The organism is Facklamia sp. P12937 (assembly GCF_050409505.1).
Classification (GTDB): Bacteria; Bacillota; Bacilli; order Lactobacillales; family Aerococcaceae; genus Facklamia.
On the sequence record NZ_JBNUPI010000005.1, the window covers coordinates 72118 to 94904 of the forward strand.

13 protein-coding genes and 1 pseudogene are annotated in these 22787 nt (G+C 37.8%); 4 read left to right on the forward strand and 10 right to left on the reverse strand.

Annotation, left to right across the window (positions count from 1 at the left end; translation table 11 throughout):
• Positions 1 to 57: 57 nt before the first annotated feature.
• Both ACQV2R_RS03140 and ACQV2R_RS03145 read right to left on the reverse strand, forming a co-directional pair.
• Positions 58 to 1572: a helicase HerA-like domain-containing protein gene (locus tag ACQV2R_RS03140; RefSeq protein WP_428873456.1), complete on the reverse strand. Its 1515-nt coding sequence runs from the start codon at positions 1570 to 1572 to the stop codon at positions 58 to 60.
• Between the two features lie 136 nt (positions 1573 to 1708).
• Positions 1709 to 4468 (reverse strand): SpaA isopeptide-forming pilin-related protein, encoded by a 2760-nt coding sequence (locus tag ACQV2R_RS03145; protein ID WP_428891811.1) that lies wholly within the window; start codon positions 4466 to 4468, stop codon positions 1709 to 1711.
• A gap of 415 nt (positions 4469 to 4883) precedes the next feature.
• Between ACQV2R_RS03145 and ACQV2R_RS03150 the strand changes: the two genes are divergently transcribed.
• Positions 4884 to 7589, forward strand: a complete 2706-nt coding sequence (locus ACQV2R_RS03150) for a cation-translocating P-type ATPase (RefSeq protein ID WP_428873454.1) — start codon at positions 4884 to 4886, stop codon at positions 7587 to 7589.
• Between the two features lie 615 nt (positions 7590 to 8204).
• Here the strand turns inward: ACQV2R_RS03150 and ACQV2R_RS03155 are convergent.
• The 3 genes from ACQV2R_RS03155 to ACQV2R_RS03165 form a co-directional block, all read right to left on the reverse strand.
• Entirely contained in the window at positions 8205 to 9461 is a 1257-nt protein-coding gene (locus ACQV2R_RS03155) for a glutamate-5-semialdehyde dehydrogenase (RefSeq protein WP_428891812.1), read from the reverse strand.
• 1 nt (position 9462) lies between these two features.
• Entirely contained in the window at positions 9463 to 10272 is an 810-nt protein-coding gene (gene proB / locus ACQV2R_RS03160; protein ID WP_428874477.1) for a glutamate 5-kinase, read from the reverse strand.
• A 105-nt stretch (positions 10273 to 10377) separates the two neighbouring features.
• Positions 10378 to 11406: a DUF308 domain-containing protein gene (locus tag ACQV2R_RS03165; protein ID WP_428875010.1), complete on the reverse strand. Its 1029-nt coding sequence runs from the start codon at positions 11404 to 11406 to the stop codon at positions 10378 to 10380.
• Between the two features lie 468 nt (positions 11407 to 11874).
• On the opposite strand from ACQV2R_RS03165, the gene gdhA reads away from it, so the two are divergent.
• Positions 11875 to 13221 (forward strand): NADP-specific glutamate dehydrogenase, encoded by a 1347-nt coding sequence (gene gdhA, locus ACQV2R_RS03170; RefSeq protein ID WP_428874475.1) that lies wholly within the window; start codon positions 11875 to 11877, stop codon positions 13219 to 13221.
• Between the two features lie 64 nt (positions 13222 to 13285).
• Here the strand turns inward: gdhA and ACQV2R_RS03175 are convergent, their stop codons facing one another.
• The 4 genes from ACQV2R_RS03175 to ACQV2R_RS03190 all read right to left on the reverse strand — a co-directional run bounded on the left by ACQV2R_RS03175 (position 13286) and on the right by ACQV2R_RS03190 (position 18338).
• Positions 13286 to 14680, reverse strand: coding sequence for an MATE family efflux transporter (locus tag ACQV2R_RS03175; RefSeq protein ID WP_428882332.1), 1395 nt, complete (start codon positions 14678 to 14680; stop codon positions 13286 to 13288).
• A gap of 75 nt (positions 14681 to 14755) precedes the next feature.
• Positions 14756 to 15925, reverse strand: coding sequence for an NAD(P)-dependent malic enzyme (locus ACQV2R_RS03180; RefSeq protein ID WP_428874473.1), 1170 nt, complete (start codon positions 15923 to 15925; stop codon positions 14756 to 14758).
• A 17-nt stretch (positions 15926 to 15942) separates the two neighbouring features.
• The gene (gene fumC, locus ACQV2R_RS03185) at positions 15943 to 17307 is read right to left on the reverse strand and encodes a class II fumarate hydratase (protein WP_428874472.1); all 1365 of its coding nucleotides are present in this window, start codon (positions 17305 to 17307) and stop codon (positions 15943 to 15945) included.
• Positions 17308 to 17399: 92 nt separating this feature from the next.
• Positions 17400 to 18338 (reverse strand): LysR family transcriptional regulator, encoded by a 939-nt coding sequence (locus tag ACQV2R_RS03190; RefSeq protein ID WP_428891813.1) that lies wholly within the window; start codon positions 18336 to 18338, stop codon positions 17400 to 17402.
• A 115-nt stretch (positions 18339 to 18453) separates the two neighbouring features.
• Here ACQV2R_RS03190 and ACQV2R_RS03195 point away from each other — a divergent pair, with 115 nt between their 5' ends.
• Together ACQV2R_RS03195 and ACQV2R_RS03200 are read left to right on the forward strand one after the other, a co-directional pair.
• Positions 18454 to 19869: an aspartate ammonia-lyase gene (locus ACQV2R_RS03195; RefSeq protein WP_428891814.1), complete on the forward strand. Its 1416-nt coding sequence runs from the start codon at positions 18454 to 18456 to the stop codon at positions 19867 to 19869.
• A 381-nt stretch (positions 19870 to 20250) separates the two neighbouring features.
• A pseudogene (locus ACQV2R_RS03200) lies at positions 20251 to 21538 on the forward strand (ISL3 family transposase).
• 224 nt (positions 21539 to 21762) lie between these two features.
• Here ACQV2R_RS03200 and ACQV2R_RS03205 read toward each other — a convergent pair.
• On the reverse strand, positions 21763 to 22787 hold a 1025-nt coding region (locus tag ACQV2R_RS03205; protein ID WP_428891815.1), incomplete at its 5' end, for an N-acetylmuramoyl-L-alanine amidase.

Consider the following 22787-nt stretch of genomic DNA (forward strand, 5'->3'; position numbering starts at 1 on the left):
TCCCTACTGATTATAACATTTTTTTAAGAATCATCATCCTTTATTAATCGCTAAAGTCTACTTTTTGAACATACCAGATATCGAACGTGTGATAACTCGGCCTATCTCGCGACCAACCTGACTCATCATATTTTTAGTAAAGCGGTCAAAATTTGAATCCGTCCGTCTTGAAGCTGTTTTGCCTGACTTCTTAAGCTGTTTAGCTAATTCTGCTTCCAGCTCTTTAATGCGTTGGTTGGTTGAGAGGTCCTCTGCTTTGCCATCAATCGATTCAATCATTTCTTCTTGTGTTTCTTGCATAGCTTGATTTAATTGTTCGTGAGCAGACTCACGATTAATTGTTTCACTATATTTATCTAAGAGTTGTGAGTGGTTAATCGTCTTCAAAATAGTTTGAGGGTCAACAAGGCCCAACTTACTCATCGGAGGATAAATCATAACTCGTTCAGCAACATTTGGTGTGCCTTTTGAATCTAGAGTAGAAACAACAGCCTCTCCGGTGGCTAACGCTTGGAGCACTTTTTCCAAATCAACAGCTGAAGATTCTGCTTGTCGGAAAGTTTGGCTCACTGCTTTGACCACTTTAAGTTCCTTTGGTGTAAATGCTCTTAAGCCATGTTGAATTCGATTGCCTAATTGTGAAGACACACTGTCTGGAAGGTCCATAGGGTTTTGAGTGACAAAAAAGATGCCTACCCCCTTGGAGCGAATTAAGCGAACCATCAATTCTATCTTTTCAACCAGCACCTTCGGAGTTCCATCAAACAAAACATGGGCTTCATCAAAAAAGAAAACCATTTTAGGTTTAGCTAAATCGCCCACTTCCGGAAGACTGTCAAAGAGCTCTCCTAGGAGTGCTAACAAGACCATGGCATAAAGTGTGGGAGTTTGATAGAGCTTGCTGGCATTCAAAATGTTTATAATGCCTTTTCCTGATTCATCTACCCTTAATAAATCTTCAATCTCTAGACTAGGCTCAGCAAAAAAAGCATCAGCTCCTTGCTGTTCTAAAACTACAATACTGCGCAAAATAACACCAATGGATGCTTTGGAAATATTCCCATAACTACCGCTTAATTCTTTGGCATGTTCGCCTACGAAATTTAGCATTGCTCTTAAATCTGTTAAGTCAATCAATAAAAGCCCTTTTTCGTCTGCTACCGAAAAAACCACATTCAAAATACTAGTTTGTGTCTCATTTAAACCTAATAGGTTGGCTAATAAAATGGGTCCCATTTCTGAAACAGTAACTCTCAGTGGCAGCCCTGATTGCCCATGGGCATCCCACAGTTCGATAGGAAAAGCTTGATTATCATAATTTTCATAGTGAGTGGCTTGTAATCTTTCAATAAATGCTTGAGAACTACCCATCTCAGCCAAAGATATCAAATCGCCTTTAATATCTGATAAAAACACAGGTATGCCAGCTAAACTTAGCTGTTCAGCTATAACTTTTAAGGTAACCGTTTTACCCGTTCCGGTCGCTCCCGCTATAAGACCATGTCGATTTAACTTGTCTAAGCTTAATCCAACCGCTTGTGAGCCGTATCCAAACATAAGTTGTGTATCCATGTTAAGCCTCCTCTACTATTCACACTCTCAATTTTAGCATACTCTTATTTACTCATCACCCAATTATCTAACATTTATTAGATTTGTTAGACACAAAAAACAACCCCTAAAAATATTAGGGATTGTTTTCAAAAATCTATTTGTCTTTAAATTGATTTCTTTTTCTTAGAGCAATCAGTAGTGCTCCCCCAACTACTAAAATGCCTGCGACTAAGTAAATCACTTTTGAAGTTGTTTCACCAGCTGTTGGTAAATTGCCTTTTTCAGCTTCTTTACGATCGGTTGACTTTTTAACAACAACTGCTTTCCCATCCTCTTGAGTTTGAGTGGTTGTTGATTGATCAGTTTTGGCGTCTTTGTATACTAAGGCTACAATACCAAGGCCTTTGCTTTCAACAGTGGCTGTTTCTCGGTTAAGGCGTACTTTTAATCCTTCAACTTGTTGGCCCATAACTTTCATGGCTAAAAGTTGACTATTAATTGGACGGGTAGGAAGTTTGATTATTGTTGGATTTTCCAATTTTATTTCACTACCGTTTTGATTAAAAGCTTTGATTTCATAAGCTACAAAATCTTTACCTTTCAATTCAGAAGGGAGATTAGCGGCATTTAAATCAACTTTTTGAATAAGAACCTTCTCCACATTTTTAGCGTCTGCCTTGGTTAAGAGGACTTGTCCTCCATTTTCTAAGTCCTTAAAGACCATTTCAGGAACGGTCGCTTCTTCGGTAACAGTCGTTTCCTCAACAGTTGTGGTAGTTGACTCTTGTGTAGTTGATGCTAGTGTCGTAGTTGTTGGCTCTATTGATGTAATCACTTCTTCAGTTGTGGTTGTAGGCTCTGGCGTAGTTGAAGGCTCATCAGTCGTAACATTTTCTTCCAACTGATAAGCTAGTTCAACTTTTTGGTTTGCAACCACTTCAATCGTTTCTGGAGAGAATTGATCTGCACGGTAAACTTCAGGAATAGAAACAAACTGGACTTCATAACTGCCTACAGGCACTTCTTCAATTAAAGCTATTCCATTCTTGTTAGTTTCAACAGTCAACTCGCCAATTTGCATTTGCACATTTGCAACAGCTTGACCTTGACTATTGCTGACAGCTATTGAAACTTGACCCACCTCAGCTTCTTTTTGAATAGTCACAGCTTGTAACTCTGGCGCTTCATTTTCTACAGCTACATCTATTAGATTGCCTTGGGCTACATATCCTTCAGGGGTTTGACTGACTTGGTATTGGTAGTTACCTAGAGCAAGATCACTAGCTGAGGCTAGTCCTTGACTATCAGTCGTTATTTCCTGTTCTTGGCCATCTTCAGTATTGATTAAGCGTATGCTCACACCTTCTACCGCTTCAGCCTTTTGATCTTGAACTTTAATCGTCAAAACCGCTTTGGGATCCTGTGTCGTCGTAGTTGTCTCTTCTGTAGTAGGTTCAGCAGTTGTAGTCGGTTCCATTGTTGTAGTCGGCTCTTCTATTTCAAATGTTAAATCAGTAGGCTGATTAACTGAAACTTCAACCCTTTGAACATTGGACTCTAAATCAGCATTTCCTGAAGTCGTCACCAAGGTAACATCGTAATCACCCACTGGCAATGAATCAATAAAGATAGAGCCATTGTCATCAGTCGTATAAACTTGGTCTAACACTTGAACTTCAGCTTGGGGAATTGCTTGACCTTGAGTATCGGTAACTAAGATATTCAGTTGACCAACTTGGTCTAACTTGGTAATACCAATTACTTGACGATTTTCTTCATTAGCAGAAACTTGTGTTTCTAATAATGTTCCTTGAGCTGAATGTGTTTCCGGTGTTTCGATTACTTGATATTGGTAATTGCCAGTGGGAATATCAGAAGCTTGAGCGACACCTAATTGGTCGGATACTAATTCTTGTTTAAATTGAGGATCATCCCGTTTGGTCAATTCAATCTTAACTCCTTCAACCGGTGCTTCCTCTTGATCATATACTTCGATTTGTAAATCAGCTTTAGCTTCTACAGTTGTTTGAGAACTTGTTGAATCTTCGATAACACCTGACAATATCAAAGGAAAGTCGTAAGTTTGACCTGAGTAAATCTCAACATTTTCTTCAATTTCATATCCTGACATTGCTTCTGGTAATCGACCAAAATTCATTACATAGTTACCAGTAGGAACTTCTTGAAATTGAGCGATCCCTTGTTCATCGGTTAAAACTTCCTGCCCATTGATCACTATTCCTACATTCGGAACGACATTACCCACACTGTCCTTAAGAATTACATTAACGTTTCCTAATTCGTCAGCAACTTCTGTTTGACTGTTTTCTTCACTATTATCAGCTTCTTGACTACTGTCTGCAGTTGGTGATTCAATCTTTGGTACTTGAGGGTTTTGAACTTGATCACCGACTAAATAAATGTTAAAAATCGGAGGTGTTTCTAAATAATTGCCGTCAATTGTAAAGGCATAATCATATACTATCGTTTGATCGGCCAACTCAACAATTTCTCCTGAATCCTCAGCAATTTCATCAGCCTTCTCTTGTTTTTCTTGAACGATTTGAACTTGATAAGGTCGAACTGATTGTCCTCCCCTTTGAAACTTCCCGTCATCATATAAACGGAAGATATATTCACCAGCAGTCAATTCAATTGGTTGCTGTTCAGTATTGTCACTACGATAAGAATAAACAACCTCTTGACTTGCTATATCAATAATATCATAGGAAATCTCTTTTTGAGCTTGGGGGACATTCTCATCTACTTGTAAAAAAATATTAAAAGTAGGCTCTACAAAATTTTCTTGTGCTTGCGTTTCAACTTGAGCTAAAACTTCTTGGGTTTGAAATATTGGTACTGCCAATAGGTTGCTCACTAGAACAAATGATAAAATATTTTTTCTCTTAAACATCTTGATAACCTCCTTAAATACTATGTTTCGTCTACAATTATACTTTACCATAAATCAAGAGCCAACGACCTTAGAATGCTTAATTATCAAAATTTATAAAGGTTTTTACTAAATTTCATCAATCTTTCTTCAAATTTGACAACTACTCCTGATTTAAAACTTTGACTATCTTTACAAAAAAATTTGCATAAAAATGTGCTATTGATTATAATTTAGCTAGATGTTCATAAGGGAGTAACTTAAGATAGATGATATCTTGGCTGTATCAACAACGTTAAGTAGTTTTACTACTGGTACAGTCTGAAATAGTGAGACTTATGCCATTGAGCGCAGCTTTGTGTTGCCCAAGTGGCATGAGTCTTTTTTCTATTCGAAGTCAATCTTATAAACACGTTAAATTAAAGGGGGAAAGTGGATGTCTAGCAAAGATTTTGTTGCTTATACTAAATCAAATCAAGAGATTATAAGCGAATTAGATACCGATATTAAGAGCGGATTAAGTCAAACAGAAGTAAAAAAGCGTTTGGAGCAATACGGTGAAAACACCTTGAAAGAAGAAGAAACAAGGTCTCTTCTACAAAAATTTGTAGACCAATTTAAAGATTTTATGATCATTGTTCTGTTAGTTGCTTCTGTCATATCTGCATTTGTTGGATATATGGAGGGAGAAGGACCAACTGATTCAATTATTATTCTGATTGTTGTCCTATTAAATGCAGTGCTTGGAGTTTTCCAAGAGGCTAAGGCCGAAGATGCCATTAACGCCTTGCGTGATATGTCTTCACCTGAAGCCAACGTATTACGCGATGGAGAATATATGAAAATCAAATCAACTGAACTTGTTCCTGGTGATGTAGTTAGTTTAGAAGCTGGTGACATCGTTCCTGCGGACATACGCTTAGTTGAAACCAATTCCTTAAAAGTCGAAGAAGCGGCACTAACTGGCGAATCTGTTCCAGTTGAAAAACATGCCGAAGCGGTTATTGAAAAAGAAGCTGGGATTGGTGATCGATCCAATATGGCTTTCTCTTCAACCAATATTACCTATGGGCGCGCTTTAGGAATCGTCACTCACACAGGGATGGATACAGAAGTTGGACATATTGCAGCCATGTTGTCTTCGACGGAAAAGCAGCTCACTCCACTTCAAAAAGACCAAGAAAAATTGGGTAAAACACTTACCTATTTAATTATCGCAATCGCTATCATAACTTTTATTGTTGGTGTCTTTCTCAAAGGATTCTCGCCAATTCAAATGTTATTAGTTTCTATTTCATTGGCAGTTGCCGCTATTCCAGAAGGCTTACCTGCTATTTCAACCATTATTCTATCTTTAGGCACGCGAACCATGGCTGCCAGAAATGCCTTGGTAAGAACTCTTCCTGCTGTTGAAACTTTAGGATCAACTATGGTTATTTGTTCAGACAAAACCGGTACTTTAACACTGAATCAAATGACTGTTGAAAAGGTTTATTATGATGGTCAATTGCATTATGCTCAAGATCCACTTGATAATAATGGTAAATTTATTTGCTCTTTCGCTTTCCCTAATGACTCTAAAGTCGATGCTCAAGGAAATGTCAACGGTGACCCTACTGAAACAGCCCTCATTCAATACGCCTTAGACCATGGGATGGATCTCAAAGGACAATTAAGACAATTCCCTCGAGTAGAGGAAATTCCTTTTGATTCAGGCCGTAAATTAATGTCAACCATTCATGAGACCGATGATGGCCGTTATCTAGTCTTTGTTAAAGGAGCTCCTGATCAATTAATTAAGCGCTCAAGCTCTATTCAAAAAGCCCAAGAAGTTACTGCAATGACTGAGGCTGATCGAGAAGAAATTATAGAAGTCAATGCTAAATTAGGTCGGCAAGCATTAAGAGTTTTAGCAGGTGCCTATAAAATAATTGATGAGATTCCCGCTGAAGTTACAACGGAAACCTTAGAAAAGGACCTAGTTTTCACTGGTTTAGTCGGTATGATTGACCCAGAAAGAACAGAAGCCAAAGCTTCTATTGAAAAAGCGCGTATGGCTGGTATTCGTACTGTCATGATCACAGGAGACCACGCAATGACTGCTCAGGCCATTGCTGAACGTTTAACTATCTTAGACCCAAATGACAGCGAAAATGAACGTCACGTAATGACCGGAGCCCAATTAGATGAAATTACAGACGATCAGTTAGCTAAAGAAGTTGGAAATTACTCAGTTTATGCTAGGGTTTCACCAGAGCATAAAGTGCGTATTATCCGTGCTTGGCAAGCCAATGATGCCGTTGTCTCAATGACCGGTGATGGAGTTAATGATGCGCCATCTCTTAAACAAGCAGATATTGGTGTCGGTATGGGTATCACTGGTACAGAAGTCTCTAAGGGTGCTTCAGACATGGTCTTAGCTGATGATAATTTCCAAACCATAGTTGTAGCAGTCGAAGAAGGACGAAAAGTATTTGCTAATATCCAAAAAGCTGTTCAGTTCTTACTTTCTGCTAACCTTGGAGAGGTGATCACTTTATTTACAGCCACTTTATTCGGTTGGGTGATTTTAGAACCAATTCATATCCTGTGGATTAACTTAGTAACGGATGTCTTCCCTGCTATCGCATTAGGTATGGAGAAAGCAGAGTCTGATGTAATGTCACACCGTCCACGTACTAAAAAAGATTCTTTCTTATCCTTTGGGGTGGCACCCTCTATCCTTTATCAAGGGATTCTAGAAGCTTTAATTACGCTATTCGTATATTGGTATGCTGCTGAAGGCCCAATGCAAACATCCTTAATAGGAGAGGAACGACACGTTCTTGCTGAGACTATGGCCTTCATTACACTTGGTTTAATCCAACTATTCCATTCATATAACGTCAAATCCGTTTTCGCTTCCCTATTCAGCCGTAATCCTTTTGACAACAAGTGGCTAAACTTAGCCTTCTTAGTATCCGGAGCAATGCTTTTAGGTGTTGTATTAATTCCTGGTATCAGTCAATTCTTTGATGTTCATGCTTTAACAGCTGGACAATGGGGAATTGTTGTCGCAGCCGCCCTCTCAATTGTGGTGGTGGTAGAAATTGTTAAATTTATTATGCGTTTAAGTGGGTTCGCTGACAAATATAATCAATAAGCCTATCAAAAAAGCTGGGACAAAAGGACCTCTCAGCCACCTCAATATTTACAGCGAGCCTAGATTGGAAAGTAACTTTCCAATCTAGGCTCGCTGCTTTGGGTATTTACGTAGATTATTGGCCATAAATATCCGCTCGACATCGGTCTTAGAAAAGCTATTACGACCGTTAAATATCGCTTGATGAGTGGTGTGTTTTTCTTCACGAGGAATAAAATCCTGGCAATTTTTCGGTGATACTTTTGAGACGACGGCGTTCTTTTTGCGTTCATCCGCTCCGGCAACAGTTTGCGATTCAATCGCTCAGTTAAGCGTTTCAATTTCTTCACTTAAGAGCTGCTGAATCTCAGATTGAATCTGTTTGACTACCTCATGAATCCGCCTAAACATTATGATTTTCAGGGAATAAACAATCCATTTCCAGTAGCAAGCAAGTTTGATTCATAGTATACTGTTGCTAAATAGAAAGCCCCTCCTGAATGGCTTTGTGATTACTACGATTACAGCAGGAAACGCTTTCTTTGTTTATATTGTTAAAGAAAAAGTCCGATTAACGATTATATCGTTGACCGGACTTTCTTTAATTATTCAAGGCTTTTGTCCCAGCCCCTTGTTTTATTCTCTAATTTGACCAGAACCTTCAATGAGGTATTTGTAAGTAGTCAGAGCCTCTAATCCCATAGGCCCTCTGGCATGAAGTTTTTGAGTTGAGATACCAATTTCTCCTCCGAATCCGAAGACTTCACCATCCGTAAAACGCGTCGAAGCATTTACATAAACAGCTGCCGAATCGACATCATTCATAAAATCTTGCGCCACTGAATAGTCTTGCGTAATAATAGCTTCGGAGTGTCCAGTTGAAAAACGGCTGATATGGTCAATCGCTTGGTCATAATTTTTTACAATTTTTATTGCCACTACTAAATCTAAGAACTCTGTCTCATAATCTTCCTCACTAACCTGTACGGAATATGGCAATAAGTCACGTGTTTGCTCATCTCCTAAGATTTGAACATTGGCATCAAACAAGGCATTTCCTATTTGTGGTAAGTAAGCCTTAGCGAAAGCCTCATCAACAATGATTGTCTCAACAGCATTACATACAGAAGGACGTTGTGTTTTAGCATTGACAACAATCGTCTGAGCCATTTTAAAGTCTGCTTTTTCATGTATATAAATATGGACATTGCCTACTCCCGTTTCTATAACAGGAACAGTGGCATTTTTCACCACATTTTGAATTAAACCTGCTCCTCCTCTTGGTATTAAGCAGTCAACATAATGATTCATTTGCATGAGTTGAGTAACTAACTGTCGATCAGGGTCTGTCATTAACTGAACACAGTACCTAGATAAGCCAGCCATTTCAAGGCCTGCTTGAATGGCTTCAACGATTGCTCGGTTGGTGGCGATGGCTTCTTTACCTCCTCGTAAAATAACAGCATTTCCTGCTTTTAGACATAAACCAGAAGCATTCGCTGTCACATCGGGACGTGATTCATAAATAATGCCAATTACACCTAGTGGGACAGGTCTTTGACTAATGCGCAAGCCCAATTCATTCACCCATTGCTTGCGTGTGTTAGCTAATGGATCTGCTAACTGAGCTATTTTTCGAATACCTGCTACCATTGATGCAAAACGCTTTTCATCTAGGGTTAATCGCTCGATCATGGCAGCTACCATGCCATCCGCACGCGCGTTCTCCACATCTTGAATATTTTGCTCTAAAATACTTTCTTGCTTTTCCTCTAAAGATTGAGCCATAGCTAATAAAGCTTGGTTTCTCGCTTGACTGCTTAACTTACGTAATTTTTCAAAGCTTTCTTTTGCTCTTTTTCCAATGGTTAATAATTCGATCGATGTTGCCATTTTATTTATCCCCTTTCCGATGGAAAAAAGTTCCAATACTTTTACCTTTTAGAATATCAAAAATTATCGAAGGATCGGCTCCTGAGGTAATGACTAAGGATGAATCGGTAGTAAAGATGACCTCGGCTGCATTCAATTTAGTAGCCATACCTCCAGTTGAAAATTCTGAGCCTTTTCCCATTGCCATTTGCTGAATTTCTTGTGTGATTTCAGTCACTTGATCAATTAACTGAGCATGAGGGTTTTGTTGTGGGTTTGAGTCATATAAACCATCAACATCTGAAAGAATAATTAAAAGGTCAGCATCTGTAATTTTAGCTACAATAGCAGATAAGGTGTCATTATCACCAAACTTGGTTTGATGATTTAACTCCTCAACTGCTACCGCATCGTTTTCATTAATAACGGGGACAATTTTTCGTCTTAATAAGGTATCCATGGCTACTTGAACATTTTGTAGCGATTGAGGATAATCAACTACATCTCGTGTTAAAAGAATTTGGCCGACATTCACGCCATAATATTTAAAGAAGCGAGAATAGTGTCCCATTAATAACGTCTGACCGACAGCTGAAGCTGCTTGTTGGTCTGCAATGGTAGTTGGATAGTTGGCTTCATTTAAGTCCATACTCCCTACACCAATAGCTCCCGAGGAAACAATGACAACTTCTTTACCTTCTTGGATCAAACTAGCACAGACATAAGCTAAGCGATCTAATTTAGTGAAATTAATCCCTTCATCGGACAATATTGTGTTTGTTCCTAACTTAATAATAATTCGTTTTGCATTTTTTAAATCACTACGTTTCATTCTCTACCCTCTTTTACAATTCAATAGCCTTATTATAGGAAAGTTTCATGTCTGGGTAAAGTATCCATACTATTCTCTTTGAAAAGTGAAAATCCCTTTACAATTTTAATTTCCCTTTTTAGCCGCTGATAATTCTAGCTTTGATAAATAATTTCCTAAAGCTCGATTGTAAACTCTTCGCTCTAAAATAATTGATTTTTCTTTCTGGTATTCTCTTTCCAAGAAATCATAATAAGTCCCTGGCGTTTGGATTCCAACCAAAGGGGAAAGAGCCAACCCTATTTCCTTAATAATATCATCAGAAAATAAAACACAATTTGTCCAAAAAACAAAATATGTTTGAAATTGCCCTTCTTTGAATTTATAAAATTTTGTATATTTAGTTTGACGCATCAATTTTCCTACAAAAGAATTTAGGACTGTCTTGGATTGAGGATGCCAATTAATTGTTTTTTCTTTAATGCCATTCAACTTTTCCTCTAACTGCTGGGCTTGTTGTTTAGAAAGCGCGATATCATATTCTACAATCGTCAGACGATTTTTTAATGAAAAGGATAGATATTCTGAACGATCAATTAAGGCCAAGACACCTTCTCCACTTGTATCCAACAAATTTCTAGTGTCATCATCTTGATTGCCATAAAAATAAACAGTATCTTTATATGCAATGTTCATATGACCCACCCTATCAAATGTTGATTTTCCAACAGGTATTTGGATAGTAATTAAATTGTCTTCTTGCTTTGGCAAGTCATTTTCATTAGCCAAAAGTGACGCTCTATAATCGGATTCAATATCTTGGGTCGTGTCTATCAGTATTTCATCTACTTTTCTAATTAACTTCTGAGGAAACAAAGCTGAAAAGAGCACTGGCAAGGGTAGGCGTAGACTTCTTCGCCAAATATGCTGCTTTTCAAGATCAAGTAGGTTAAAGCCCCCATCATATAGATAGCTGATTCCAAGAAAAATAAGGTAGATACCCAAACGAAGCAAAGCAGGATAACCCTGATTCATTATTAAAATACTATCAATAGCAAATATAAAATTCGCAATTGCAAAAGCTAAACGTTGATAACGCTCAAAGGCCTTATCTTTAAACATTAGGTAATAAGAAAAGAAATTTAAGAGAGCCAATAATAACTGATAAATTCCTACGCAACGCACCATCCATAAATAAAAATTGGGCGAATTAGTCAAGAGTCCGCATGCAAAAATAATCTGCCCTAGACTTATTATTGGTGGTGAAAACCTCACTTTTGATGAGTTATTAAATATATGACCCAATAGATACGCCAGAAAATCTACCCCTCCAATTATTAAGATGATTATAGCTAGACCATTTAAAAGTATATTTGCAATTTTTAGCTTAAACAGCAAGAGAGCTATGCCCAGCGCTGATAAAATTAGACCCTCTAAAATATATGAATAATTTTTCTTATTTATTATTCTCATCCCTTTTTTCTCTTTTCAATTACTTTTATATTTTAGCATAGATGCTAAATAAATTTACTTACCTTATATTGATCTCAAACATGATGGTTGCTCTTAAACTTTTGTTCTATATGTTATACTTATTTCAAAATATAAGTTAGGAGCTCAATTATGTTTAAAAACCCCTATGTGAAATATGTTTATGATGATCTTCAAGCAAAATTCAGTGAACAAGTCGAGTATCTGCAGGCAGTTAAAGCGTTTTTATCCGCCATCGAGCCCCTGGTTGAACAAGATGAAAGTCTAGAAAAAGAAGCGATACTTGAGCGTATGGTTACACCGGAAAGAATCATTAAATTCCGAGTCCCTTGGCAAGATGACCAAGGTCAAGTCCATGTAAACTGGGGGTATCGTATCCAGCATTCTTCTTTACTTGGCCCCTACAAAGGAGGCTTACGTTTTGATACACAAGTTAATGAGAGTGTAATGAAATTTTTGGCTTTCGAACAGACTTTGAAAAATGCCCTGACTGGTCTACCTATGGGAGGTGGTAAAGGAGGAAGTGATTTTTCAACACGTGGTAAATCTGATCAAGAGATTATGCGCTTTTGTCAATCCTATATGACTGAACTAGCTAAACATATTAATGAAAAAATAGATGTTCCTGCCGGTGATATCGGCGTTGGAAAGCGTGAAATTGGTTATATGTATGGCCAATATAAACGCCTTAAGGGGGTTGAGCTAGGAAGCTTGACTGGAAAACCTATCTTGGCTAATGGATCACTTGGTCGAGAAGAAGCCACTGGGTACGGTCTCATCTATTTCCTTCAAGCCATGTTAAATGAAGAGAAGGAACAAATATCACAAAAACGCTTTATGATCTCAGGGCTTGGAAATGTTGGTTTAAATGCTATCAAAAAGGTTATGCAATTAGGTGGAATGGTATTAGCTGTATCCAACAGTCAAGGATCACTTTATGATCCAAGAGGCATCAATATTAATCACTTAGAAGATATTCTTGCGCACCATAAGAAAGACCTATCTATTTACACTCAAGAGTTCCCTCATGCTTCTTATTCACAAGACTCAATCTGGTCGCGTCAAATTGCAGCAGATATTGCCCTACCTTGTGCCACACAAAATGAAATAAATGCTCATCAAGCCAGAAACTTAATCGCTAATGGTGTGCGTTTTTTAGCTGAAGGTGCCAATATGCCATGCATGTCGGAAGCTATTGAGGTGTTCAACCAGAGTAAAGATTTTATTTGGGCTCCAGCTAAAGCAGCTAATGCGGGAGGAGTGGTTGTTTCTGGTTTAGAAATGTCACAAAACGCAATGCGTCTCCAGTGGTCTTTTGAAGATGTCGATCACAAACTACAAGCAATTATGTCTGATATCTTTGCTAACTGTAAAGAAACTTGTTTAAAGTTTGATTTGGGTAAGAATTATGCAACTGCAGCAGATATAGCCTCTTATCAAAAAATTGTTCAACTTATTCAGATGCATGGCCTGATATAATTAAAAATTAAAAGTGTAGGTGAAAATTTCACCTACACTTTTAATTTTTGCTTAAGTTTTTAGACTAACCTATCTGCCTTTGTACCAAGGTCTTCCAATCTTTTTTACGATAGATATAGAAGCCCCATACTACAATCAACATATTAGAAACCAGCATAGAAATCCAAATACCTGTCGATCCTAAGTCTGTAAAGTAACGCAGGTACATGACAATTGGTACACGGATAAACCATAAACGTCCCAAGGTCATTAACATAGAATATTTGGTTTGACCACAGCCTTGGAAAAAACCATTGAGGGCAGCAAATAAACCCATAAAGAAAATAATGAAAGCTGTATAAGCTAGGTACTCTTTGGCTTGCATCCAGAGGTCGCTATCTGCTGATTCTTTAATGAAGATACTTAAAATCGGTTGTTGGAAAAGAATCATCAAAGCAGAAGAGATTACCGACATAAACAAAATGAAAATAATAGCTCGTTTAAAAATTTGATTGGCGCGAGTATAGAGTTTGGCTCCCATATTTTGACCAACGATTGAAGTAAGTGCCATCCCTACTCCCATTTGCGGTTGCATCACAATATCTGAAATACGATTAACCATAGAAAAAGCTGCCAGTGTATTTGTTCCGTATGAGGTAATCAAAGCGTTCATAACCGTAAATCCTAATGAAGACCCCCCATAACCTAAGAAAGATGGTAAAGCCAATTTCATAATATGTTGACTGGTTGGCCAATCAAAGCGAATCCCCTTCAATTGAGGTTGAATTCTAGATTGTTGGCTAACTACATAAATAGCTAGCACAATTAATACAATCTTAGATACAACAGTAGCCCAAGCAGCACCTGCTATTCCCCAACCTAAACCTGGAACATTAAGTATTGGGACTTTGTCATAAATAAATATAGGATCTAATATAATATTGATTGTCATCGAAATAGCAGAAATAGCCGTCATAATTTTGGTGTTCCCTTGAGCATTTAAGATGGCCTGGTAGGTGAAGTAAGCAAAATCAAAGGCAAGACCAATAAAACTTATTTTAAAATAAATAATTGATTTGTCTAAAAAACTTCCGCTTCCGCCCATAACTGACAGCATCCAAGGAGTTGCTAGATAACCTAAGAAAGCAAGAACAATACCCAGACTTAATGTCAACAGCAAGGTATTATCTACATATACTTGAACTCGTTCATACTGTTTGGACCCTAAAAAGTTTGATAAAAGAGCTGTGGCTGCTACTCCTATTCCCATGCCTAGTGAAATAAAAAAAAAGTTTAAAGGCCACGAAAAAGCAGAGGCTGCAAAATCCTCAGCGGAAAGTTGAGCCAAAAATAAACCGTCTGCCACAGTATAAAAGGTACGTACCAAATTATTAATCATTAAGGGGGCCGAAATTGTTAAGATAACTTTCCACATAGGGCCATGCGTTAGAAAATCCCTGTTATTAATCTTTTGCTTCAATCTTAAACACTCCTATAAGTAAAAGAGTCAATCAGCAGGGTGCTAACCGACTCCTTTGATTTATTAAACGAACCCCTAAATTCTAGCGACACCTTCTTCAACTGCACAATCTGCTACAGCCTTAGCTACAGCATCTGCCACTCCATCCGCTAGGGGTGAGACAATGATATTGTCCGGGCGTAAGTCTTCTTCAGCTACCATTTCTGCAATTGCGATAGCTGCTCTTTCCTTCATTTTATCAGTAATTTCTTTTGCACGCACTGATAAAGCTCCTTTAAATATTCCTGGAAAAGCTAAAACATTATTAATTTGATTTGGGTAATCTGATCTGCCCGTTCCAACTACTTTAGCACCTGCTGCGATTGCATCTTCAGGCATAATTTCAGGAACCGGATTTGCCATAGCAAAAATTAATGGTTCATTCATAGATTTTACCATTTCTTTACTCACAACATCTGGGGCAGAAACGCCAATTAAGACATCTGCTCCTTTCAATGCATCCGCTAGTTCACCTTGCATTTTACTAGAATTTGTCAATTTTGCAATAGCTGCTTTTGCTGGATCTAAATCTGGATTCCCATCACAAATAATCCCTTTACGATCTACCATAATGATTTCGCCAAAATTCATTTGAATTAATAATTTGGCAATGGCAATTCCTGCCGCTCCTGCACCGTTAATAACCATTTTCAATTTACCCATAGGTTTTTTGGTTAGTTTAATAGCATTAATCAAAGCTGCTGCTGTTACAATAGCTGTACCGTGTTGATCGTCGTGGAAAACAGGAATGTCAGTGCGTTCTTTTAGCTTAGCTTCAATCTCAAAACAAGTGGGTGCTGAGATATCTTCAAGATTAATCCCGCCAAAACTTTTAGAAATCATAGCGATTGTATCAACGATTTCATCAACGTTTTTGCTATCCACACATATTGGGAAAGCGTCCACATCGGCAAAGCGTTTGAATAGGGCACATTTGCCTTCCATGACTGGCATACCAGCTGCTGGACCAATATCTCCCAAACCTAAAACCGCTGTCCCATTTGTTACAACTGCTACTAGATTGTTACGACGCGTTAATTTAAAAGATTCTTCATAATCTTTAGCTATCACACGACAAGGTTCAGCTACTCCTGGAGAGTAAGCTAAAGATAAATCTTCAGCTGTGTCGATATTCACACGACTATTTACTTCAATTTTACCAGCTACATCATAATGTAATTTTAAAGATTTTTCAAAAATATCCATTTTAACTTCCTTTCTAATTAGACCATTGTAGACGGATCAACTAAACGATCAAACTCTTCTGCTTCTAGATAGCCTAGAGCTAAGCAGGCTTCTTTAAGTGTAGTGTCTTCTTTGAAAGCTTTTTTAGCAATCTCAGCCGCTTTCTCATAACCGATATGTGTATTTAACTTAGTCACAAGCATAAGCGATTGATCAACTAGTTCTTTCATACGACCTTCATTCACTTCAATTCCTACTAAACACTTATGATCAAATGAAGCAATCGCATCAGATAACAATTGAACGGATTGAATAAAGTTATAAATCATCACTGGCATATAGACATTCAATTCAAAGTTCCCTTGTGAATTAGCCAAGCTCATTAAACTATCATTAGCCATCACTTGAGCTGCCACCATTGTTAATGCTTCACATTGAGTGGGATTCACTTTTCCAGGCATGATAGAAGAGCCCGGTTCATTGGTTGGTAAAGTAATCTCCCCAATACCACTGCGTGGTCCGGAAGCTAGCCAACGGACGTCATTAGCGATTTTCATCATATCGCTTGCCAAGGCTGCTAGTGCCCCATGTGTAAAGACTAATTCGTCTTTGCTCGCTAGAGAATGAAATTTATTTGATGAAGTAACTATTGGTAAATCCGTTATTTCAGCTAAGACTTGTGCTACTTTTTCAGCATAACCTTCTGGTGTGTTGAGGCCTGTTCCGACTGCTGTTCCCCCTAATGCCACTTCATAAAGAGGTTGTAAACTTAAGTCAATCATCCTTTTGGATTGTTTAATCGATGACAACCACCCGCTGACTTCTTGTCCAAAGGTAACGGGTGTAGCATCCTGTAAGTGGGTTCTTCCATTTTTAACAACATGGCGGTACTTTTCTTCCATCATGCTTAAAGTATCCATGATATGATCTAGTACTGGAAACAATTGCGAATGGATTTTTACTAATGCGGCCAAATGCATGGCTGTTGGAAAAACATCATTCGAAGACTGAGACTTATTGACATGATCATTTGGATGAAGTAATTGTTTACCTACAAGCTCGTTTCCACGATTGGCAACTACTTCATTGACATTCATATTAGATTGAGTGCCTGAGCCTGTTTGCCAAACAATTAATGGGAAATGTTCATCTAAATCGCCTGCTAAAATTTCGTTACAAACCTGCTGAATCAGTTCTGAGCGTTCTTGATCGAGTACGCCTAAAGCCTGGTTGGCAGTTGCGGCCGCTTTTTTAACTAAAGCAATGGCGCAAATAACATCCCGAGGCATTTTTTCACTACCAATCTCAAAATTTTGATAAGATCGCTGCGTCACTGCCCCCCAATACCTATCTGCTGGAACCTGAATTTCTCCAAGCGAATCATGCTCAATTCTAACTTTCACAAGCCTTCCTCCTTTTAAAATATATAACATTTAGCTTATATCACCAATTATACACTCTAAGTTCTAAAATGAAACCCTTTACAAAAAATATTTTACTTTTCCCTCAAAATATCTAAAAAAGCAGTGACGGCTTTTGATTGATAGCGGTCTCTCTTCCAATAGAAATTAACCGGTCGTTTAGCATTTTCACTCTCTAAACGATAGTATTTAACTTGGTCAGTATGACTAATATGTTGGATCAAGGCTTCTCCAATGAAGGAAACGGCGATACCTGATGAAGAAATATTATACGCCGTTAATTGCTGCTCTACTTCAAAAGCGATATTAGGAATAAAGTGAGCTTCTTGACAAATTGTTCTTGCTCTAGCTCCAGTATCATTGGTTACTTTCAAAAAAGCAAAGGGTGCATCCTTAAATTCCTTCAAATATTTTAGCGGGAGACTGAGAGAATCTGAAGCATGCGCTTTAATTACTTCTAGACTTAGCTGATAATCCTGTAATAAGTCATTCACTTCAAACTTTTCGGGAACCGCTAAGAGTAAAGATTCCGTTACAAACTGATAATGATCATAGTAACGATTATCTAAAAAAGTGTTATCAAGTAGTAAATCAATTTCTCCTTCGTGCAATAAAGCGATTAGTTTACTTGATGTTTCTTCAAATAAATCAATTTGAATTTCAGGATAAATCTCATTAAACTTAGCCATTAACTTGGGTAAAATCATTGAAGCAAAGAGGCTTGTTCCCCCAATAGCAATGCGTCCATACTGTAAATTATCGACCTTCGAAATATATTGCTGAAAATCTTCTTCTATTCGTTGGATTTCCTTGGCATTACGAATATACTCCACCCCAAATTCGGTTAATTTGATCGGTATAGTGGATCGATCAAAGATATCATGACCCAAACGTTTCTCAATCCGCTTAACATTTGCACTTAGTGAGGGTTGAGAGACAAATAGACGTTCTGATGCTTTTGAAAAGGATTGCTCTTCAAAAACGGTCATAACATATTCTTTTCCATGAAACATTACCGCACCCCTTTATAAAATTTATGTTATATCCAGTATAACTCAATCCATGTTGAAGTTAAAGCCCTTTCATTATATAATGAACAAGAAATACTAATACTTTAGGAGGCATTCCATGAAAAACCCTGAAAACAAGGAATTTAGAGAAGAATATGATTCGATTGGTTCTCATCAAGTGCCGGAAACTGCCTATTATGGTGTTCAGTCTATCCGAGCAAAAGAAAATTTCCCTATTACTGGACAATTACTAGATCCTATTTTTATCCAAAGCCTGGCTTATATTAAGAAAGCTTCCGCCATGACAAATGGTAAGCTGGGACTTATCAGTGAAGAAATTATGCAAGCAATCATTAAAGCTTGTGAGGAAGTTCTTACAGGCGAATTAGACCAAGAATTTATTGTAGACCCTATCCAAGGTGGCGCAGGGACTTCTATGAATATGAATATTAACGAAGTTGTTGCGAATCGCGCCAATGAAATCCTAGGCAAAGAAAAAGGTAAATATAATCCTGTTCACCCTAATGACCATGTGAATTATGGCCAATCTACCAATGATGTTATCCCAACTGCAGGTAAATTGACGATTTATCAACTATCTCAAGGCCTTCTTAAAGAAATAGAGCGTTTAGAAAAAACACTTACTAAAAAGTCCTCAGAATTTAACGATGTCATCAAAATGGGCCGTACTCAAATGCAAGATGCCATCCCAATTCGTTTAGGACAAGAATTTAAAGCCTATGCCAGCGCAGTGCGTCGCTCTCATCAAAGACTTACTCAAGTAATTGAAGAGATGTTAGTAGTAAACATGGGAGCAACTGCTATTGGGACTGGTTTGAATGCGGATGTGGAATATGTCGAACAAATTGTTCCTACTCTAGCTGAAATTACCGACCTTTCATTACAACAAAGCGAAGACTTAGTAGATGGCACACAGCACATTGATTCGTTTTCAGCTGTTTCAGGTGTTCTAAGAACATTCGCTCTTAGTCTTTCAAAAATTGCTAACGACTTACGTTTGATGTCTTCAGGACCAAAAACAGGTTTTAACGAAATTAACCTACCTAAAAAGCAAAACGGCTCTTCTATTATGCCAGGTAAGGTAAACCCTGTTATTCCTGAAGTAGTGAGTCAAATTGCTTATCGAGTTGTTGGTAATGACACTACAATCGCCATGTCAGTCGAGGCTGGACAATTGGAATTGAATGCCTTTGAACCTGTCATTTTCTATTCACTCTTTGAGTCAATTAAAATTCTTCAAAATGGCATTGCGACCTTTATTGATAATTGTATTGCCGACATCACTGCTAATCCTGAACGTTGTCAAGAACTTGTTGATCAAAGTGTCGGAACGATTACTGCCCTAGTACCTCATATTGGCTATCAGAAGGCTGCCGAAATTGCCAAACGGGCACTCAATAACAATGAACGTGTTAGAGATATCATCTTATCTGAAGAGATACTAGATGAAGAAGAATTAGAAAGTATTTTATCTCCAGAAAAAATGACAAGTCCTGGAATTAGTCATAAATAAACATTCTTTATCGTTCGCAAACTCATAGCTGACCTTATTCCCTAGACTAACAAGTTTGAAGGAATAATGAAGATATTGGATTGAATTTATTCACGCATAGATTTCAAGTCCATCAAGTCCTTAACAGTTTCAGTGCCTTTTTCCATAGAAGGGTGCGCCATATAAAAAGCCATGTATGAACGATTCATACATGGCTTTTTATATGAGAATCCTTGCTCCATCTTTAAGCTCACCCGCTTAATTTTTGGTTCTATAATAAATAGGGTTGATGGAAGAAAAATTCTTCCTTCCATCCTATTTTTTGGTACATAAAAACACAAAAGTCCGATCTATTAAAAGTGGTAACTAAAATAGAAGGGACTCTGTGCCAGGACTCATGATATACGAACATTACTCACTATAAAAGACCCTAACGTAAAATTCTCTGATAATTGTGGGGAAACGGTCAAAAATAAGCTTCACATAAAGTGTACACTGACCTATCCTGTTGATAGCTGTCTTTGTTGCCAAAAGGAAGGAGTTGTCGTTAAAAACGGCATACACTCCTCTAGAATCACTTACTTAGAAAGTGCAGGGCAAGCTTGCTACTTACTTTTTAAAAAACAACCTTACCTTTGTCGAAATTGTGGCCACTCCTTCACTGCAGAAACCAATTTGGTTGAGAAGAACTGCTTTATTTCGCGTGCCACTAAGCAAAAAAAACGCCAGCTTGGCAACGGACACTACTGCTGAAAAGAAAATCGATTCTCAAACACCTGTCTCTATTCATACCGTACGACGTGTGGTCGATGCTTTCGCTGCTACAATACGTAAACAACCTACCACTCTTCCAGCACATCTTTGTTTTGATGAATTCAAATCGACCCGTTCCGTTAGAGGGTCTATGAGCTTTATCTATTGTGATGCTCTGACTCACCAAGTCGTTGATATCGTAGAGGATCGTCGTTTATATGCGTTGAAAGAGCACTTTTACCGGTATAGTCGACACGAACGAAAAAAAGTAAAAACCATTTGTATTGATAGGTACGTCCCCTATATTGAATTGATCCGTCAATTATTTCCTAATGCTTCCATTATTATTGACCGATTCCATATCGTTCAAGCTCTTAACCGTGAATTGAACCGTTGTCGGATTCAAGGAATGAACCAAGTAAGATATAAAGGCAGAAGGCTCTATAATAAGCTTAAGAGGTACTGGAAACTGTTTTTAATGAAGGAAACGAAGCTTGAATACACACGCTATGAAAGATATCCTCTTTTTGACTCTTTAGCGAATACAGGGAATGTTGTGGATTACCTGTTAAATCAAAATGAAGTCCTTAAAAGCGTCTATCGTGTGGTCCAAGACCTTCGTTTCTCTCTCGATCAATCAGACCCTCTTATGTTTATGACTACCCTTTATCAGCCTTCAAATCAATCGCTTGCACCAAGGCTTAAGAGAGTCTTAAGAATAGTTACTAAGTTTAAACAATACATTAAGAATACCTTTCATTATCACACACTGACTAATGGCCCTATTGAAGGGATTAATAACACGATTAAAGTGCTTAAACGCCATGCTTATGGCTATAAAAACGACTCCCATTTCAAAAATAGAATTCTTTTAATATCAAGATTATATGTGTCAGGAAGAAAAGAGAAGGAGACTAAGCAACCGTTAATTGCTTAATCTCCTTGGATAGCATCAACCCTATTTGACATAGAGCCTAATTTTTTAACATTTCCTGTTTTGTTCAATAATCAATGCTTCTTATAGATAGCTGGTAGTGCCTTAGAGGATAAGCTGTTCGACAAAAATTTACTATTAAACACATACAACTCCCCCTAGAGTAGATGTTAAATTCTTAAATATCTACGATAGAGGGAGCATATTAAGCTACAATTATTTTGCTTTTAATTATTAAAATAGCTATTGATTCCGTTGATCAATCCTTCAACTAATTTTGCTTGATAAACCGAATCCGTTAATTTTTTTATCTCAGACGGATTGTCCATAAAGCCTAGTTCTACTAAAGCTGCGGGCATATCCGTTGTACGCGTCACGTGAAGGTTTTGAGGGCGTATTCCTTGACTAGCCCCTCCAGTTGCAGCTACTAAAGATTTTTGAATCTCATTTGCTAGGCGTTTCCCTTCTGTAATTTTTGATGGTGAATGATGCGGCAAGGTTGAATAACCAGGTACATCCACTGAAGGATCATGATACAAAGTGAGTATCCCTTCAGCAGAGCCTTTTAAATGTTTCGGCATAGCATTATGATGAATACTTACAAAAATATCAGATTTTAATTTGTTTGGCAAATCATCTCTACGCGTCAGTTCAACGGTTGAGTCATCTTTACGCGTTTCAAAAACAGTATATCCTTGCTGACGCAATTTATCAGCTACTTGCCTTGAAATAATTAAATTTAAATCCTTCTCAGAGTATCCATTAACCACAGCACCAGTTTCTGAACCGCCATGTCCAGCATCAATAAATACACTATGACTCAAAACAGGGACAGTCTGATTAATAATCTTACCTCCACTTAAATTAAGCCTTTGCCCAACATAAATGAAATTGGAAGTTAACTTGTTCCAATTCTTTAATTGTTGAATAGTTACGCCAAAGCGCGTTGCAATACTGTAGAGTGAATCACCTGATTTTACAATATAATTATTGACACTGGTTAAATTTTCAGATGGTTTTTCTGGACGTGTCACATTCACAGTTTCATTCTTAGAAACAACTAAAACGTTGCCTGGGTGAATTAAATTACTTTTTAAGTTGTTCCATGCCTTCAATTGATGAACGGTGATGCCATATTGATTGGCAATCTTCGCCAACCAGTCCCCTGGTCGCACCGTGTAAGTCTTTCTAGTTGAAGTCGGTGTGCTTGGTTTTTCTGGTGTTGGTTCAGCCGGCTTTTCTGGTGTTGGTG